This window comes from Rhodoferax sp. WC2427, from assembly GCF_040822085.1.
Lineage (GTDB): Bacteria > Pseudomonadota > Gammaproteobacteria > Burkholderiales > Burkholderiaceae_C > Rhodoferax_B.
In genome coordinates, this window is sequence record NZ_CP162006.1 from 3924673 (window position 1) to 3942760 (window position 18088).

General features: G+C 65.8%; 12 protein-coding genes. 6 read left to right on the plus strand and 6 right to left on the minus strand.

Features of this window, described 5'->3' with window-relative positions; genetic code table 11:
• Positions 1–20: 20 nt before the first annotated feature.
• From betB to AB3G31_RS18280, 4 genes are read left to right on the plus strand one after another with little or no spacing between them, the layout of a single operon-like run.
• Positions 21–1481, plus strand: a complete 1461-nt coding sequence (gene betB, locus AB3G31_RS18265; RefSeq protein WP_367847488.1) for a betaine-aldehyde dehydrogenase — start codon at positions 21–23, stop codon at positions 1479–1481.
• An 11-nt stretch (positions 1482–1492) separates the two neighbouring features.
• On the plus strand, positions 1493–3163 hold the full coding sequence (gene betA, locus AB3G31_RS18270) for a choline dehydrogenase (protein ID WP_367847489.1): 1671 nt from the start codon (positions 1493–1495) through the stop codon (positions 3161–3163).
• 18 nt (positions 3164–3181) lie between these two features.
• A complete protein-coding gene (locus AB3G31_RS18275; protein ID WP_367847490.1) occupies positions 3182–4573 on the plus strand; it encodes an L-serine ammonia-lyase in 1392 nt (463 codons plus the stop codon).
• Positions 4567–6060 (plus strand): deoxyribodipyrimidine photo-lyase, encoded by a 1494-nt coding sequence (locus AB3G31_RS18280; protein ID WP_367847491.1) that lies wholly within the window; start codon positions 4567–4569, stop codon positions 6058–6060. Before AB3G31_RS18275 ends, AB3G31_RS18280 begins: the two co-directional genes overlap by 7 nt.
• 47 nt (positions 6061–6107) lie before the next feature.
• On the opposite strand, the gene AB3G31_RS18285 is transcribed toward AB3G31_RS18280, so the two are convergent.
• The 6 genes from AB3G31_RS18285 to AB3G31_RS18310 all read right to left on the minus strand — a co-directional run bounded on the left by AB3G31_RS18285 (position 6108) and on the right by AB3G31_RS18310 (position 15603).
• Positions 6108–11807: an Hpt domain-containing protein gene (locus tag AB3G31_RS18285; RefSeq protein WP_367847492.1), complete on the minus strand. Its 5700-nt coding sequence runs from the start codon at positions 11805–11807 to the stop codon at positions 6108–6110.
• Positions 11808–11813: 6 nt separating this feature from the next.
• Complete coding sequence (locus AB3G31_RS18290) at positions 11814–13964, minus strand: methyl-accepting chemotaxis protein (RefSeq protein WP_367850381.1); 2151 nt, start codon at positions 13962–13964, stop codon at positions 11814–11816.
• Between the two features lie 108 nt (positions 13965–14072).
• Complete coding sequence (locus tag AB3G31_RS18295) at positions 14073–14603, minus strand: chemotaxis protein CheW (RefSeq protein WP_367847493.1); 531 nt, start codon at positions 14601–14603, stop codon at positions 14073–14075.
• 13 nt (positions 14604–14616) lie between these two features.
• On the minus strand, positions 14617–14982 hold the full coding sequence (locus AB3G31_RS18300) for a PleD family two-component system response regulator (RefSeq protein WP_367847494.1): 366 nt from the start codon (positions 14980–14982) through the stop codon (positions 14617–14619).
• A complete protein-coding gene (locus tag AB3G31_RS18305) occupies positions 14982–15380 on the minus strand; it encodes a PleD family two-component system response regulator (protein ID WP_367847495.1) in 399 nt (132 codons plus the stop codon). The genes AB3G31_RS18300 and AB3G31_RS18305 overlap by 1 nt, the downstream gene beginning before the upstream one ends.
• Before the next feature lie 49 nt (positions 15381–15429).
• Positions 15430–15603: a rubredoxin gene (locus AB3G31_RS18310; RefSeq protein ID WP_315182571.1), complete on the minus strand. Its 174-nt coding sequence runs from the start codon at positions 15601–15603 to the stop codon at positions 15430–15432.
• A 95-nt stretch (positions 15604–15698) separates the two neighbouring features.
• On the opposite strand from AB3G31_RS18310, the gene AB3G31_RS18315 reads away from it, so the two are divergent.
• Positions 15699–16700 (plus strand): hydroxymethylpyrimidine/phosphomethylpyrimidine kinase, encoded by a 1002-nt coding sequence (locus tag AB3G31_RS18315; protein ID WP_367847496.1) that lies wholly within the window; start codon positions 15699–15701, stop codon positions 16698–16700.
• The gene (gene hemL / locus AB3G31_RS18320) at positions 16684–17997 is read left to right on the plus strand and encodes a glutamate-1-semialdehyde 2,1-aminomutase (RefSeq protein ID WP_367847497.1); all 1314 of its coding nucleotides are present in this window, start codon (positions 16684–16686) and stop codon (positions 17995–17997) included. Before AB3G31_RS18315 ends, hemL begins: the two co-directional genes overlap by 17 nt.
• The last annotated feature ends 91 nt before the right edge of the window (positions 17998–18088 follow it).

Here is an 18088-nt window from a genome sequence, read left to right on the forward strand (position 1 = left end):
TATTTTTCCGAGATTTTTCTATGACTGCATCCTTGATCCCCAGCTTCGTCAATGGCCAAACCACACAGGGCCGTGGCGAACGCTTTGACACCCTCAACCCCGCCACCGGCACCGTGATTGCCGGGGTGCACGACAACGCAGAGGCCGACGTCAACGCCGCCGTGGCCGCCGCCGAGGCTGGCTTTCAAATCTGGTCGGCCATGACCGGCACCGAGCGCGGCCGCATCCTGCACCGCGCCGCCCAGCTGCTGCGCGAGCGCAACGACACCCTGGCCGCCCTGGAGGTGCAAGACACCGGCAAGCCCTGGCAGGAAGCCTGCGTGGTCGACGTGGCAAGCGGGGCCGATTGCATCGAATACTTTGCCGGTGCCGCCGCCACCCTGGCCGGTGCCCAGTACCCGCTGAAAAACGCCTTCGCCTACACCCGCCGCGAGCCCCTGGGCGTGTGCGTGGGCATTGGCGCGTGGAACTACCCGATCCAGATCGCCTGCTGGAAGTCCGCACCCGCGCTGGCTGCAGGCAACGCCATGATCTTCAAGCCGTCCGAGCTCACGCCCATGACCGCGGTGAAGCTGGCCGAGATTTACCTGGAGGCTGGCGTGCCCCCCGGCGTGTTCAACGTGCTGCAAGGCCGCGGCACCACCGGCGCGCTGCTGGCCGCCCACCCGGGCGTAGCCAAGGTGTCGGTCACCGGCTCCATCCCCACCGGCAAACGCGTCATGGCCAGCGCCGCCGCCACCCTGAAACGGGTGACCATGGAGCTGGGCGGCAAGTCGCCATTGATCGTGTTTGACGATGCCGACTTCGAGCAGGCCGTGACCGCCGCCATGATGGCCAACTTCTACACCCAGGGCGAAATCTGCACCAACGGCACCCGCGTGTTCGTGCAGCGCGGCATTGCCGACAAATTTTTGGCCCGCCTGAAGGAACGCACCTTGCTGCTGCGAGTGGGCGACCCGAAAGATCCCGAAACAGAAGTCGGCGCGCTCATCTCTGCCGCCCACCGCGACAAGGTGCTGGGCTACGTGGCCCAGGGCGTGGCGGGTGGTGCCACGCTGGTGTGCGGCGGCACGGCAGTCAACGTCAAAGGCTGTGAGAACGGCAACTTCGTTGCCCCCACCATCTTTGCCGACTGCACGGACGGCATGGCTATCGTGCAGGAAGAAATCTTCGGCCCGGTGATGGCCCTGCTGGTGTTTGACGACGAGGCCGAGGTCATCCAGCGCGCCAACGCCACCCGCTTCGGCCTGGCCGCAGGCGTGTTCACCCGCGACGGGGCCCGGGGCCACCGCGTGGCGGCGCGTTTGAAGGCCGGCATCTGCTGGATCAACAACTACAACATCACGCCCATCGAAATCCCCTTCGGCGGCGCGGGCGAGTCCGGCATTGGCCACGAGAACAGCATGGTTGCGCTGGAGCACTACACCCAGCTGAAAACCGTGTACGTGGAACTGGGCGAAGTCGCCTGCGGCTACCGCTGAGATTACGCCCCATGACCACCGAAAATTTCGACTACATCATCGTCGGCGCAGGCTCTGCGGGCTGCGTGCTGGCCAACCGCCTGACCGAAGACCCGGACGTGAAAGTGCTGCTGCTGGAAGCCGGGCCGGGCGACCGCAGCATCTTTATCCACATGCCCTCGGCCTTTGCCTACCCGCTGGCCAACGACAAGTTCAACTGGTTCTACCACTCCGAGCCCGAGCCCTTCATGGACAACCGCCCCATGTACTGCCCGCGCGGCCGGGTGCTGGGCGGCTCGTCCAGCATCAACGGCATGGTCTACATCCGCGGCCACGCGCTCGACTACGACGGCTGGGCATCGTACAAAGGGCTGGAAAACTGGTCCTATGCCGACTGCCTGCCCTACTTCCGCAAGGCCGAAACCCGCGGCAAGGGCGGCGACGCCTACCGCGGCGACAGCGGCCCGCTGAACGTGTCCACCGGGGCCTGCGTGAACCCGCTGTACAACGCGTTTATCGAGGCGGCACAACAAGCGGGCTATGCCCGCACCGACGACATGAACGGCTACCGCCAGGAGGGCATTGGCCCGATGGACATGACCGTGCACAAGGGCCGCCGCTGGAGCACCGCCATGGCCTACCTGCGCCCGGCCATGAAGCGCCCCAACCTGCAGGTGCGCACCCGTGCGCTGGTCGCCAAGGTGGCTTTCGCCCCTGAGACCAGCCCGCCGCGCGCCGTGGGCGTGGAGGTGGTCCACGGCCACCGCACCGACCTGATCCGCGCCAACCGCGAAGTGATTCTGTGCGGCGGCGCCATCAACTCGCCGCAGCTGCTGATGCTCTCGGGCGTGGGCAACCCGGACGACCTGCGCAAACTGGGCATCCCCGTGGTCGCCGCGCTGCGCGGGGTCGGCGCCAACTTGCAGGACCACCTGGAAACCTATGTGCAGTACATGTGCAAGGAACCCATCACCCTGTACAGCGCCATGAACCCGGTGGCCAAGGTGAAGATCGGCGCGGAGTGGATGCTCAAGGGCACCGGCCTGGGGGCCACCAACCATTTCGAATCCGGCGGCTTCATCCGCAGCGCGGCCGGGGTCAAGCACCCCGACCTGCAGTACCACTTTCTGCCCATGGCGATCCAGTACGACGGCAGCGCGCCCGCCAGCTTCCACGGCTTCCAGGCGCACGTGGGGCCGATGCGCCCGACCAGCCGGGGTGCCGTCACGCTCAAGACCGCCAGCCCCAAGGATGCGCCGCGCATCCTGTTCAACTACATGGCCACCGAGCAGGACCGCAAGGAAATGCGCGCTGGCATCCGGCTGACGCGTGAAATATTCGACCAGCCCGCGTTCGACCCCTACCGCGGCGACGCCGTGTCGCCCAAGGACGACGTGCAGACCGATGCCGAAATCGATGCCCACATCCGGGCGCACGGCGAAAGCGCCCTGCACCCTTCCTGCACCTGCCGCATGGGCACCGACGACATGGCCGTCACCGACGGCGCAGGCCGCGTGCATGGCATCAGCAACCTCCGGGTGGTGGACGCGTCCATCATGCCCGACGTGATCAGCGGCAACCTGAACGCCCCCACCATCATGCTGGCCGAGAAGATGGCCGACGCGATCCGGGGCAAAGCCGCCCTGCCGCGTTCGGACGCGCCTTTCTTTGTCCATCCCGACTACCTCACCGCACAGCGGTAAAAAAGCGAGACTTTCCCCATGGCAGTCAGTGTTTTCGACATCTTCAAAATCGGTATCGGTCCTAGCAGCTCGCACACCGTGGGCCCCATGCGCGCCGCCCGTATGTTCACCGAACGGCTGGCGCACCAGGGCCTGCTGGGTGCGTGCGCCAGGGTCGAGGTCAAGCTCTACGGCTCGCTGGGCTCCACCGGCAAGGGCCACGGCACCGACAAGGCCGTGCTGCTCGGCCTGGAAGGCCATGACCCGGAAAGCGTGGACGTGGAAGCCATTCCCGCCCTGCTGGAAAACATCCGCAGCACCGGCCTGCTGCGCGTGGGCGGGGTGCACCCGGTGGCGTTCAAGGAAAAGGACCACCTGGCCTTCTACCGCCGCGAGACCCTGCCCTTCCACCCCAACGGCATGCGCTGCATTGCCTATGACGCCGATGGGGCCGAACTGCTAAACCGCTGCTACTACTCGGTGGGCGGTGGCTTCATCGTCAGCGACGAAGTGGCCGCCGACGGCAACAAGCAAAAGGTACTGGCCCCCGACACCACGGTGCTGCCCTACCCCTTCCACAGCGGCGACGAGCTGCTGGCCCAGTGCAAGGGCGCGGGCATTTCGATTGCCGAGCTGATGCGCCGCAACGAACAGCACTGGCGCAGCGATGCCGACATCGACGCAGGCCTGAACAAGATCTGGGCCGTGATGCAGGCCTGCGTGGTGCGCGGCTGCCGCACCCAGGGCGTGCTGCCTGGCGGCTTCAAGGTCAAACGCCGTGCGGCCGACCTGTTCACCAAGCTCTGCGCGAATCCCGAACTGGCGCTACGCGATCCACTCCAGGTGCTGGACTGGGTGAACCTGTACGCCCTGGCCGTGAACGAAGAAAACGCCGCCGGGGGCCGCGTGGTCACCGCACCGACCAACGGGGCCGCAGGCATCGTGCCCGCCGTACTGCACTACTACGTGCGCTTTGTGGCTACGTCCACGCCCAGCGGGGTCATCGACTTCCTGCTGACCGCCGCCGCCATCGGCATGCTGTACAAGGAGAACGCCTCCATCTCCGGGGCCGAAGTCGGCTGCCAGGGCGAGGTGGGCGTGGCCTGCTCCATGGCCGCCGCCGCCCTGTGCGCGGTGATGGGCGGCACCCCCGAGCAGGTGGAAAACGCCGCCGAAATCGGCATGGAACACCACCTGGGCCTGACCTGCGACCCGGTGGGCGGACTGGTGCAAATCCCTTGCATCGAGCGCAACGCCATCGCGTCCGTCAAAGCCATCAACGCCGCCCGCATGGCCTTGCACGGCGACGGCAGCCACTTTGTGAGCCTGGACAAGGTGATCAAGACCATGCGTGAAACCGGCGCCGACATGATGACCAAGTACAAGGAAACCGCGCGTGGAGGGCTGGCCGTTAACATCGTGGAATGCTAGCGCCCCCTCCCCCCAAAACCGCCTCCCGAGAGTTCGCCACCGGCCTGGTCTGGTTCCGCCGCGACCTGCGCAGCTTTGACCACGCGGCGCTCTACCACGCGCTCAAGTGCTGCCAGCAGGTGCACTGCGTGTTTGTGTTCGACACCGAGATTCTGGACAGCCTGCCCCGCGCCGACCGCCGGGTGGAGTTCATCCAGGCCTCGGTGGTCGAGCTGGACGCCGCCTTGCGCGCCCTGCAGCCCAACAGCGGACTGATCACCCTGCACGCCCTGGCCCGCGATGCGATTCCGGCACTGGCCAAGGAACTGCACGCCCAGGCGGTGTTTGCCAACCACGACGACGAACCGCAGGCCCTGGCCCGCGACGCCATGGTGCTGGGCGGGCTGGCGCATCTGGGCATTGCGCTGCACACCTACAAGGACCACGTGGTGTTTGAGCGCAGGGAAATCCTCACCCAGCAGGGCCGCCCCTACGGGGTGTTTACGCCGTACAAAAATGCCTGGCTGAAGAAGGTGGACGATTTCTACCTCAAGTCCTACCCGGTGGAGAAGTACGCCGTGCGCCTGGCACCGCGACCGCATCCGCAGCCCGTGCCGAGTTTGCAGGCGCTGGGTTTCGAGCCCACCAACCTGGCCCAGCTGAAGCTGCCCACCGGGCAAAGCGGCGGCCAGCAGTTGTTTGAAGAATTCTTCGAGCGCATGGAGCACTACCACGCCACGCGCGACTTCCCCGGCGTCAAAGGCCCGAGCTACCTGGGCGTGCATCTGCGCTTTGGCACGGTGTCGATCCGGCAGATGGCGGCCGCGGCCTACCCGCTGCACCTGCAGGGCATCCAGGGGGCCAGCGTGTGGCTCAGCGAACTGGTGTGGCGGGATTTTTATGCGCAGATTTTGAGCAACTTTCCGCATGTGGCCCAAGGCGCTTTCAAGCCCGAATACGACGGCATCGCCTGGGAGCATGGCAAGGCCGCCAAGGCCCTGTTTGCCGCCTGGTGCGAGGGCCGCACCGGCTACCCGCTGGTGGATGCCGCCATGGCGCAGATCAACCAGACCGGCTACATGCACAACCGCCTGCGCATGGTGGTGGCGAGCTTTCTGGTGAAAGACCTGGGGCTGGACTGGCGCTGGGGCGAGGCCTACTTTGCCACCCACCTGAACGATTTTGATTTGTCGGCCAACAACGGCGGCTGGCAGTGGGCCAGCTCCAGCGGCTGCGATGCCCAGCCCTATTTCCGCATCTTCAACCCCACCAGCCAGAGCGAAAAGTTCGATCCCGAGGGCAAGTTCATCCGCCGCTACCTGCCCCAGCTGGCCCGCTTACCCAACGCCGCCATCCACGCGCCGTGGCTGGCCAAACCGATGGAGTTGCAGGCTGCCGACGTGGTGCTGGGCAAGACCTACCCGCTGCCCATCGTGGCCCATGACGAGGCCCGCGCCCGCACCCTGTTGCGCTACGCGGTGGTCAAGAAGCCGCATGCACTGCCGTGACGAAAGTACTATGTAATTTATAGCTTCTCACGCCCATGGAATGGGCGCTAGAGGCCTAAAACACCATTATTTTCAGTGGTGTAGCGCCGCACCAGGCTCAAGAGCTCTTCTTCTGGATACGGCTTGCCCAGGTAGTGGTTCACGCCCAGCGCACGGGCGTGCTCGCGGTGCTTTTCGGCCATGCGCGAGGTGATCATGATGATGGGCAGGTCTTTCAATGCTTCGTCGCTGCGGATGTTGCGGGTGAGGTCAAAGCCGTCCATGCGCGGCATCTCGATGTCGGACAGCACCAGGGCGGGCTTTTCCTCCTGCAGCCGCTCCAGCGCCTGCAGGCCGTCGTTGGCCAGCGCCACGCGGTAGCCTTCGCGTTGCAGCAACCGCTGGGTAACGCGGCGCACGGTGATGGAGTCGTCCACCACCAGCACCAGCGGCGTGTGCTGCACAGGGGCCAACTGTGCCGGCACATCGCCCACACCCATTTGCCACTGGCGGGCCTGCACGCCGTACACCGACGACAGCGCCACCGGGTTGTAGATCAGCACCACCGCACCCGAGGCCAGCACCGACATGCCGGACAGACCGGGCAGGCGCGACAGTTGCGGGCCCAGGTTCTTGACCACCACCTCCTGGTTGCCCAGCACCTCGTCCACGTGCAGGGCCAGGCGCTGCGCCGCGCTGCGGAAGATGACCACCGCGCTGTTTTTGCCCGACGGCTCGCTGCTGTGCTTTGATGTCTGCAGCAGCGCCCCGCCCCAGAAGAAGGGCACGGCCTCGCCCGCCACATCGACGGTATGGCTCTCGTAAGCCCGGGCCAACTCGGCCTGCGGCATGCGGCGCACCACTTCGATCACGTTAGCGGGTACGCCAATGGACAGGGTGCCCATGCGCAGCATCACCACCTGGGTGACCGCCGTGGTCAGGGGCAGTACCAGCTTGAACTGCGTGCCCTGCCCGGCAGCGGTCTGGGTTTCAATGCGCCCACCCAGGGCCAGCACTTCGGAGCGCACCACGTCCATGCCGATGCCGCGGCCCGACAGCTCGGTGACCTGCGCGGCGGTGGTGAAGCCAGGCAGGAAAATCAGGTCAGCCACGGCCGCCGGGTCCAACTCTGCGCCAGCCTGCACCAAACCCTGGTCCAGCGCTTTTTGGCGGATGCGGTCCATGTCCAGCCCGGCACCGTCGTCGGCAAAGCGCACCGAGATGTCGTTGCCCTCGTGGTGTAGCTCGACCAGGATGTTGCCGATGGCGGTTTTGCCCGCCGCCGTACGCACCTCGGGCAGCTCGATGCCGTGGGCCACCGCGTTGCGCAGCAGGTGCTCAAACGCCGGGGCCATGCGGTCCAGCACACCCCGGTCCATCTCGATGGAGCCGCCGGTGATGTCCAGCTTGATGAGTTTGCCGGTGTCTTTGGCGGCCTGGCGCACCACGGCGTACAGGCGCTCGGCAATACCTTCGAATTCCACCATGCGGGTGCGCAGCAGGTCGCGCTGCAGCTCGCGGGCCTGGCGGGCCTGGATCACCAGGTCGTCCTCGGTGCCCTCGATGGTGCGCTGCAGGTTGCGCTGCACCGTGCCCACGTCGTTGACCGACTCGGCCATCATGCGGGTCAGCTCCTGCACCCGGGTGAAGCGGTCAAATTCCAGCGGATCAAACCCCTGCGCCGTGTCCTTGGCCAGCGCCAGGCGCGACTGCATTTGCGACTCGGCCTGCACCTCGATGTCGCGCAGATGGCCGCGCATGCGTTCCAGGTTGCCGGTCAGGTCGGCCAGCGCGCCGCGCAATTGGGTCAGGCGCGTCTCCAGCCGGGTCCGGGTGATGATGACCTCGCCCGCCTGGTTGACCAGCCGGTCCAGCAGCTGGGAGCGCACGCGCACCGACTGGTGGGCCATCAGGCGCGGCGCAGGCAGTACGGCGGCGGGCTGCGCGGGGGTCAACAGGGTGATGATGGCCGAGGTTTCGGGCTTCGCATCGGGCTGGGACGGCGCAGGCTGCTCCACGGTTTCGTGGGGCATGCGCAAATGGGCCTGGCGCAGGCTGTCCATCTGGGTCTGCAAGGCATCGAAATGCGACAACAGCGGCTCGATCTGCGCCGACTGCAGGGGCTCGGAGCCCAGGCGCTCGATCTCGGTTTCCAGCCGATGGGCCATTTCGCCCAGGCGCAAGGCACCGGCCAGGCGGGCGCTGCCTTTGAGGGTGTGCAGGGCGCGCAGCACCTCGTTGCGGGCGCCGCCGTTTTCGGGCCGGGCCCACCATTGGCGCAGGGCGCCGCCCAGTTGGGGCAGCAGTTCGGCGGCCTCTTCTTCGAAGATCGGAAACAGATCGACATCGATCACGTCCGCCAGGTCGATCTCTTCGTCGAAGTCGGACGGCGGGGCCGCTGCAATGGCAAGGGGTTCCTCGGCAAGGACAGGGGCTTCCACGCTGGCCACAGGTTCCTCAACGGCATCCAGCAAGGCCAGCTCGGCCAGCGCTTCGGCATCGTCATGCTCTGGCGGCTCCGGCACCTCGGGCTCAGCCTGGGGCGCGGGCACCGAGGCATCCTCCAGCACATCGCGCAGGGCCTGCAGCACACTGGGGTTGGGCTCTTTGAGGAAACCGGCGGCAAACTGGTGCAGCAGGCGGCGGATGTCTTCGGCGGCGTCGGTAAAGATCTGCGCGTGCCGGGGGGTGCCCTGGGGCATCAGCTGCACGTGTTCCAGCGCCGACTCCAGCGCCCGGGCCATCTGCGACAGCGCCTGGAAGCCCACGGTGGCCGAGCTACCGGCCAGGGAGTGCGCCAGCGAGATGGTCGATTCGGGCAGCGGCTGGTGCAGCTCCAGCGACCACTCGCTGAGCTCGGTCAGCAGGCGACGCGACCATTCATCGGCCTCGTTGAGGTAGACGTTGTACAGCGGGATACCAATGCGCAGCGGGCCGATGACCTTGGTGGCCTCGTCCGGCCCGGGGGTGTCCAGCGGCAGCAGAGCGCTGTCGGTGGCCTCGGGCAACTCCTCGGGCAGCAGCTCTGGCAACTCGGCGGCCACAGCCTCTTCCGCCACCGCCTCTACCGCATCGGTCACCAGTTCTGGCATGGGTTCTGGCACCGGTTCTGGCACGGGTTCTGGCACTGGGTCGACCACCGGCTCCGGCAGGTCGGCCAGCAGGTGCGCGGGGTCCAACACATCGGCGGAGGCTTGCGGCACGGCCAGCGGCAGATAGCGCAGCTCCAGCCGACGGGCATCGGCAGAGGCACGGAAGGGCTGGGCCCGCCAGTGCTGGGCGGCACCCACGGCAATGTCTTCGACCCACAGGCCAAAGGCGTTCAGGGCATCGCCTGCCACCCGCAGCAAATCGGGATGGGCGGGGCTTTGCTCGGCCAGCCAGCCATTGACCATCTGCTCCAACGCCCAGCCGGCTTCACCCAGCTCGGACAGTCCTACCATCCGGGCGCTGCCCTTGAGGGTGTGGAAAGCGCGGCGCAGCGTGATTTGCGGCCCGGCACCCGTGGGTGCGGCAGCCAGTGCCGCCACCGCGCCCTGGCCGGTCTGCACCACTTCGCGGGCTTCGTCCAGAAAGATGCCCAACAGTTCGGCATCGTCTTCGGACAGCTCGGCGGCTACCGGAGGCGCTACGGGCTCGGGTTCGGCGCTGACTTCGGTAACACGGCCTTGGTCTGGCGTTGCAGCGGTCAGGGTGAACTCGGGCTCGGGCTCCGCCACGGGTTGCACCGAGAACAGCTCCAAGTCCTCTACAGGCTCAGGTTCAGGTTCAGGCACGGCTGCGGCGGGCTCCAGCGGAGCGGCCACGGAGGCCAGGTCCAGATCCAGCAGGTCGGGCAGTTCGGAGATGGCCCAGGGTTCGGCATCCATTGGCGGCAGCGGTTCTTCTGCCGGGGGCGACGCCAACTCGGACACTTGGGCACGCTCCTCCAAGGCGTCCAGGTATGGTGCTTGCACCGAATCCGCGGCCGAGACGGTGTTGCGCCCCATGGCCAGCTTGAATTCACCCGCTTCTTCGTCGTAGGTAAACAGCTTCTTGGCCAGCGCGCGCTGGTAGCCCAGCATGTCGATCAGAAAGCCCAGGGCCCCCAGGCTGTTGCCCAACCGGTCAAAGCTGGCGGCCTGGGCCACCGGGTCGCCCAGATCCTCGGCCATGTAGCCATCGACCGTCTCGCGCATGCGCAAGACGGCGTGCGAAGCCTGGTCCAGGCCCAGCACCGACAGCACGCCACGCATCTGGGTGAGCTGGTGCGCCACTTTGGACAGCGGCACTTTCTCGCGCGGAGTGCGGAAAAACTGGTCCAGTGCCTGCTCCACCTCGGCCAGGGTGTGGCGCAGCTCATCGACCACGCTGCCCATGGTTTGCCGGTCGCTGACGCGGTGGTAGAGCTCTTCCATCCACGGAGCCAGCGGCTCGGGTTGGGCGCCCTGGCCCACCGCGGTCAGGCGGTCGGCCAGCAGGGTGGCGCGTTCGGCCAGCTCGGCATCGGCCTGGTCCAGCTCTTCGAACGCGGCCTCCAGGTACAGGACCGAGGTGGCGACCTCCATGCCCAAGGCCGTAGACGGCGGAGCCTTGGAGCGCACGGTGGACTCCACCGCGTGGGTCAGGGCCTGCGCCAGCACGGCGCTACCGGCATGCAGCTTGGTCAGCGACTCGCCGACCATGGCGAACTGGTCGAGGGCGGGCTTGAAACGGTGCGTGTCGCCCCCGGCCAGGGCCGACCATGTCTCGGCCGCCGCGGCCAGCCGCTTGCGCGCCTGGACCAGCAAGGCCGGGTCGAACCGACCAAAAGGCCGCATTTCGTAGTCGATGGGCGCATGCCGCTGTAAACCGTAGGCCTGGCGCACCGCGGCCAGGGTGGGCGCATCGGCGGCCTGCACCGGCACGGCCTGGGCGCAGAAAAACAGCATGTCCTGCACCAGGCGCGGCGCAATGGTGGCTTCGCCCTTGGCCAGCGCGGCGTACTGGGTCAGCACCCGCGAGGCAATCCGCTTGGAGTACACGTCCGAGGCAAACAGGCCCAGCGACAAGGCTTCGAAATAGGCGGCAGCGATGTTCCAGAACACCTGCTCGGGCTGGCGCTGCTGGTGCTGCGCAAATCCCAGGCAGATACGGACCAGTTCCTGGGCGGCCACCGGGTCACCGGTCTTGACGACCTTGAGCACACATTGGTCGAGCCGAGCCCGCAGCGCAGGCGCATAGGCCAGCGGCGACACCGGTTCGGCCACGGCAATATCGCGCCAGTGCGGCTCCAGTGGCCAGAGGTCGGCCGGATGGACCTGGGTCACCCCGGCCAGCGCCTGCACTTCGCGGTACTGCGGAAACAGACCGACCGGCGACACCGGCTTGCTGGCCAGCACGGCTTCCAGGTAGTCCACCACCGCAAACCCGGCCCGTTCGATCTTGCCGACGGCCTCGTCCGTGCACAGGCTGGGGTTGTCCAGACATTTGGCGACGGCGGCCTCCATGGCGCGCAGCAGCAGCGACGGCGGCATCATGCCCACCATCTCCAGCGCGCCGACGGTCAGGTGCAGGTGTTGCAGCGCGGTGCCCAAGTGGCTGGCATCGGGCACAGAAAAACCCGCCGCCTGCGACGCATCGGCTTCGCGCACATAGCGCTTGAGTGATTTGACGGCCGCATCCAGGGTTTTGCGCAGCTCGTCCAGCACCCAGGCCAGCGGGCCCAGGTCGTGCTCGGGGGCCTCTTCGGCCGTGGATGCGGGAGGGTACATGGTGGTGTCTGCAGCGGCAGTGGGCGACAACAGCATGGCAGGCTACTTGATTTTGAACCGCGCCACCGACAGGCGCAATTCTTCGGCCATCTCGGACAGCTCGCGCACCTGGGCCGCCGTGGTCCGGGTGCCCGCGCCGGTTTGCTCGGTCACGGCAAAGATGTGCTGGATATTGTCGGCCACCACGTTGGCTTTTTCGGCCTCGCGCGAAGTGGTGAGCGAAATCTGCTCGATCAGCTCGGCCAGGCGGCGCGACACGTGGTCGATCTCGGTCAGGGCCGTACCGGCACTGTCAGACAAGGCCGCACCGGCCACCACGCCCTGGGTGGAGCGCTCCATGGCGGCCACCGCGTCCTGGGTGTCGGTCTGGATGGCCTTGACCAGCGCAGCGATCTGGCGCGTGGCGTCGGCCGAGCGCTCGGCCAGCCGCTGCACCTCTTCGGCCACCACCGAGAAGCCACGCCCGGCCTCGCCAGCAGATGCGGCCTGGATGGCAGCGTTCAGCGCCAGCACATTGGTTTGTTCGGTAATGTCGGAGATCAGCTCGGTGATTTCACCAATCTCTTGCGAAGATTCGCCCAGGCGCTTGATGCGCTTGGAGGTTTCCTGGATCTGGTCGCGGATGGAGTTCATGCCGCCAATCGCGTTTTGCACCGCCTGCAGGCCCGAGTCGGCCGCCTGCAGCGACTGGCGCGCCACCGTGGCCGACTCTTGCGCCTGGGCGGACACTTCGTTGATGCGCGAAGCCATGTCCAGCACCGAACGGCCGGTTTCGCGGATCTCGCGCAGCTGTTCGGTGGAGGCGGCCAGCAGCTCGGTCGAGGTGCTGTCCACCTGCGCCGTGGTCTGGGCCACCTGGGTGGCGGTGTTTTGCACGCTACCCACCAGGGCGCGGAGTTCTTCCACGGTGTAGTTCACCGAGTCGGCAATCGCGCCGGTGATGTCTTCGGTGACGGTGGCCTGCTGGGTCAGATCGCCCTCGGCCACTGCCTGCAGTTCGTTCATGAGCCGCAAAATGGCGGCCTGGTTGGCATCGTTGACGCGCTTGGCACCTTGTTGGGCGGCCTCGGCATCCAGCCGCTGCATTTCGGCCGTGGCCTGGCGTTTGCGGCTTCCGCGCAGTTGCACGGCGGCCAAACCAGCGGCACAGGCCAGGGCCAGCAGGGCCGACAACACCAGCGCCACGATCGCCACCAGGCCCAGACCGGTTTGCGAAGACAGCTTGTCTTGCAATGCTTCCAGCTGGCGGCGCAGCGGTTCGCTGTCGCCCACCACAGCGGTTTGCGCCTCGCGGGCCGACACCAGGCCCTGCAGGTTGCCCAGAATCGCCCCGGCCTGGGTGCGGGTTTCTTCGTACAGCTTGAGCAAAGCCTGGAGCTGCTCGCGGGTGGCGGCATCCTTGGCTGCGCCCAGGCGCAGATCCGGGCTGCCGTCCAGCAGACCCTGCGTAATTTCCTTGAACGAATTCAGGTCTTTACCCAGCAGGAAGACCGCCTCGGGGCTCACGCCCTCCATGGTCTGGAATTCATTGGCCGACTTGCCGATGCGCTGGGTCAGCATGACCAACTGGCCCACAGCCGAAATCTCGGTCGGGCTGGCGGCCTGTTGCAACTTGAACGACGCCACGGTTTCGGCGATTTCCAGCAGATCGGACGATTGGCGGTTGATGTTGTGCAACGCAGCGCCCACCTGGGTCAGGATTTTTTGCTGGCCCATCACGGTGGCTGCGTTCTTTTCGGCGCGCTCCATGAGGGGGGTAATTTGGGCGATATCGGTCTGGGCATCGGCATTGACCGCGGCCAAACGTTCGTCGCCAGCTTGCAGGCCGCGCACGTTCTTGGCCAGCACGTCGGCGCTCTCGGCCACGTCGGCAAAGGCCGGGGTGCTCCCCACCAGGGCTTGAGACACCGATTTGGCCAGGCGTTGAGATTGCATCAGGGCCTGGCCGGTGGCAGCCAGTTGCTGCGCGACGGTATCGGCGCGGTGCAGACCCCAGGCGGCCACCACGGCCAACGCCAGCAAGGCGGCAGCCATCACCGCCACCAGGATCCGCTGGTGGACCGTGGTGTGGCGGTTGCCCAGCAAGGGCAGGGTCACCCACTCATCGGCTGCGTCCGGCACATGGGCGCTGACAAAACGGCTTTCGCTGAAATCGGCATGCGACCGCGCCGCAGCGCGGGGCGCAGCCCCCATGGGAAAGTCGGCCACGGTATCGGTTACAGAATCCACAGAGTCCTCTACTGTCGGGTGGGAAAAGGACTTGTCATCAACAGCAGGCATGGTGCAGCTTTCTGGGGGGCCCTAAGCACTGATGCTCAGAAAAGAAGGAAGTTGGGACAGGCTCAGCAGGTTGATTTCCTGCCACGGCAGACCGGCCGTATCGGTATGGATGGGCCCCAGAAAGCCCGGCGCGCCCTCGGCTGCGGGCGCCGATGCGGTAAATGCATCCGGGCCGCGCAGACCGCTGAGCTGGTCCACCAGCATCGCGCAATTGAGTTCCATACCGGCATTGAACGACAGCAAGCTGCATTCGGACAAAGCGGCATCGCTGCGGACTACGGGCGTGTCGGGGGCCATGAAGCGCACCAGATCCACCACGCCGCACAGGCCACCGCGCAGATTGGCGACGCCCATGAACCAAGGTTGGGTGTAGGCCGCGGGTTGCACCGGGGTCCACGGGAAAATCTCGCCGCACTGGGCCAGCGGAAACAGGTAACGGACACCGCCCACCTGGGCCGCCAGCCAGCGCACCGACAGCCCTTCGCTGCGGGCCGCTTGCAGGCGGGAGGCCAATCGGGTTTGCAGTTCTCGGAGCGCTTCGCGGTTCGCCATGGCTGCCGCTGCCTTACTTGAGGGCGCTGATCTTGGCCTTCAGCTCGGCCGCATTCACCGGTTTGGTGATGTAGTCGCGGGCTCCCTGGCGCATGCCCCAGACGCGGTCGGTTTCCTGGTTCTTGCTGGTGCACATGATGATGGGCACGTCGGCAAACTCAGGATTGCGGCTGATGGTGCGGGTCAGCTGGAAGCCGTTTTGCCCCGGCATGACCACGTCCATCAGGATCAGGTCGGGTTTGAGTTCGGCCAGGCGGCGGAAGGCCTCATCGGCGTTTTCCGCGGTACGCACCACCATGCCGTTCTTTTCCAGCAGGTCGGTCAGGTACATCAGCTCGGTCTTGGAATCGTCCACGATCAGCACGTTGTGGATAGGCATCAAATGGTTCCTTGCATGGCGGCACCAAACTGCTGCACCGCCTGGAGCAACTGGTCTTTGGTAAACGGTTTGGTCAAGTAGTCTTGTGAGCCGACCATGCGGCCACGGGCCTTGTCAAAAACGCCATCCTTGGACGACAGCATCACCACCGGGATGGAGGCAAATTTGGGATTGCGTTTGATGATGGCGCAGGTCTGGTAACCGTCCAGCTTGGGCATCAGGATGTCGCAAAAAATCAGCTGCGGCTGGTGGTCGTTGATTTTGGACAGGGCATCGAAGCCGTCCTCGGCCAACAGCACCTCGTGCCCGCCCTGCTTCAGGAAGATTTCAGCACTGCGACGGATCGTGTTGCTGTCATCCACCACAAGGACTTTGAAAGTCGTGGCAATCGTACTCACGTGGCACCTCTTCTCAAAAGAACAGGACAACGCGGACGGTCGCCGCGCATCAAAGTTGGACCATCTCGAAATCTTCTTTACGGGCACCGCACTCGGGGCAGGTCCAGTTCATGGGCACCAGGGCCCAGGCGGTTCCGGCGGCAATGCCCGTGGCGGGATCGCCCGTAGCCTCGTCATAAATCCAGCCACAAATCAGGCACATCCAAGTTTTAGAGTCAGTCACAGCGTAAAAAGCCTTAGCAATAGAATGAAATGGATTGTATAGACGCAGATTATTGCCTTGACCATTTTGTACGCGGCCCATGCCGATTTAGGCCCATGACCTCCCCAACGCCCCCCAAAAAACCTCCTACCGACGATCTGCCCGAGGCAGCCCAAGTACCGGAAAACCCCGCCGAGGCTGAAGACGACCCGCTCGAAGGCCCGGCCTGCGTGATGGTATTCAACGCCAGCGACCCCAGCGGCGCAGGCGGTTTGGCGGCCGACACCACCGCCATTGCCTCGGTGGGCGGCCACGCCCTGCCTGTGGTCACCGGAGCCTATGCCCGCGATACCGGCGAGATTTTTGACCACTTCTGCTTTGAGGAAGAAGCCGTCACCGAGCAGGCCCGCGCCGTGTTGGAAGACATTGCCGTGCAGGTCTTCAAGGTCGGCTTTGTAGGCAGCCCGGAAAACGTCAGTGCGATTGCAGAAATTACCTCCGATTACGCCGACGTGCCGGTCGTGGCCTACATGCCCAACCTGTCGTGGTGGGACGAGGACAAGATCGAAGACTACCTGGATGCCTTCCGCGAGCTGATGCTGCCGCAAACCACCGTGCTGGTGGGCAACCACAGCACGCTGCGCCGCTGGCTGCTGCCCGACTGGAGCGGCGAGCGCAACCCCACGCCGCGCGACATCGCCAAGGCCGCCTCCGCCATGGGCGTGCCCTACACCCTGGTCACCGGCATCCCCCTGCCCGACCAGCATGTGGAAAACGTGCTGACCAGCCCGCAGGCCGTGCTGGTGAGCGAAAAGTTCGAGCTGTTTGAAGCAGTGTTCACTGGCGCGGGCGAAACCCTGTCGGCCGCGCTGGCCGCCCTGCTGGCCAGTGGCAGCGACCTGGCCGAGGCCACCCTGGAGGCCATGAGCTACCTGGACCGCTGCCTGGACGGAGGCTTTCGCCCCGGCATGGGGCATATCCTGCCCGACCGCATGTTCTGGGCCCAGCCCGAAGAAGACGAAGCACCCGACGACGGCAGCGACCCCGATGCCCCTCTGGACGAAGAAACCCTGCGCGCAATTGCCGCTTTGGAAGCCCAAAATGAAACCCGACACTGATCTGAACCAAGCCCTGTTTGACCGCGCCGTCAAAGTCATCCCCGGTGGCGTGAACTCCCCCGTGCGCGCCTTCAAGGCCGTGGGCGGCACGCCGCGCTTTGTGCAACGCGCCCAGGGGGCCTACTTCTGGGATGCCAACGGCCAGCGCTACACCGACTACATCGGCTCCTGGGGCCCGATGATCCTGGGCCACGGTAACCCGGTGGTGGTGGAGGCGGTGCAAAAGGCCCTGCTTGAAGGCTTCTCGTTCGGCGCCCCCACCGAGCGCGAGGTCGAGCTGGCCGAGGAAATTCTGTCGCTGGTGCCCTCCATGGAGATGCTGCGCCTGGTCAGCTCTGGCACCGAAGCCGCCATGAGCACCATCCGCCTGGCACGCGGTGCCACTGGCCGCAAGAAAATCATCAAGTTCGAAGGCTGCTACCACGGCCACGCCGACGCGCTGCTGGTCAAGGCCGGGTCCGGTCTGGCCACGTTTGGCAGCGCCACCAGCGCCGGTGTGCCGCCCGAAGTGGTGCAGCACACCCTGGTGCTCGAGTACAACCACATCGCCCAGCTCGAAGAAGCCTTTGACCTGCACGGCAAAGACATCGCCTGCCTGATGATCGAGCCCATCGCGGGCAACATGAACTTTGTGCGCGCCTCGGTGCCCTTCATGCGCCGCTGCCGCGAACTGTGCACCCAGTACGGCGCACTGCTGGTGTTCGACGAAGTGATGACCGGCTTCCGCGTCGCCCTGGGCAGTGCCCAGAGTGTCTACGCCCAGTCCATCCCCGGCTTTGCGCCCGACATGACGGTGCTGGGCAAGGTGATTGGCGGCGGCATGCCGCTGGCCGCCTTTGGTGGCTCGCGTGCGGTGATGGAGCACCTGGCGCCACTGGGCACGGTCTACCAGGCGGGCACGCTGTCGGGCAACCCGGTGGCCACCGCCTGCGGGCTGGCCACGCTGCGCGAAATCCGCAAACCGGGCTTTTTTGAAGCCTTGTCGGCCACCACCCGCTCGCTGGTCACGGGGCTGCAGGCCGCCGCCGATACGGAAGGCGTGGCCTTCAGCAGCGACAGCGAGGGTGGCATGTTCGGCTTCTTCCTGCTGGACACCTTGCCGGTCAACTACCCCCAGGTGATGAAGACCAGCAGCCCGCGCTTCAACCACCTGTTCCACGGCCTGCTGGACCGCGGCGTGTACATCGCCCCGGCGCTGTACGAAGCCGGCTTTGTCAGCGCCGCGCACACAGCCGACGACATTGCCGCCACCGTGGAAGCAGCGCGCGCGGTGTTCAAGGAACTATCAAAAGCATAGCTTCTTACGCTTACGGAATAAGCATGAGATGCCATTTTGATGTATTTTTCAGTACGGGAAAAATTGAAACTGCCGGGTAAAGCCTGGAACC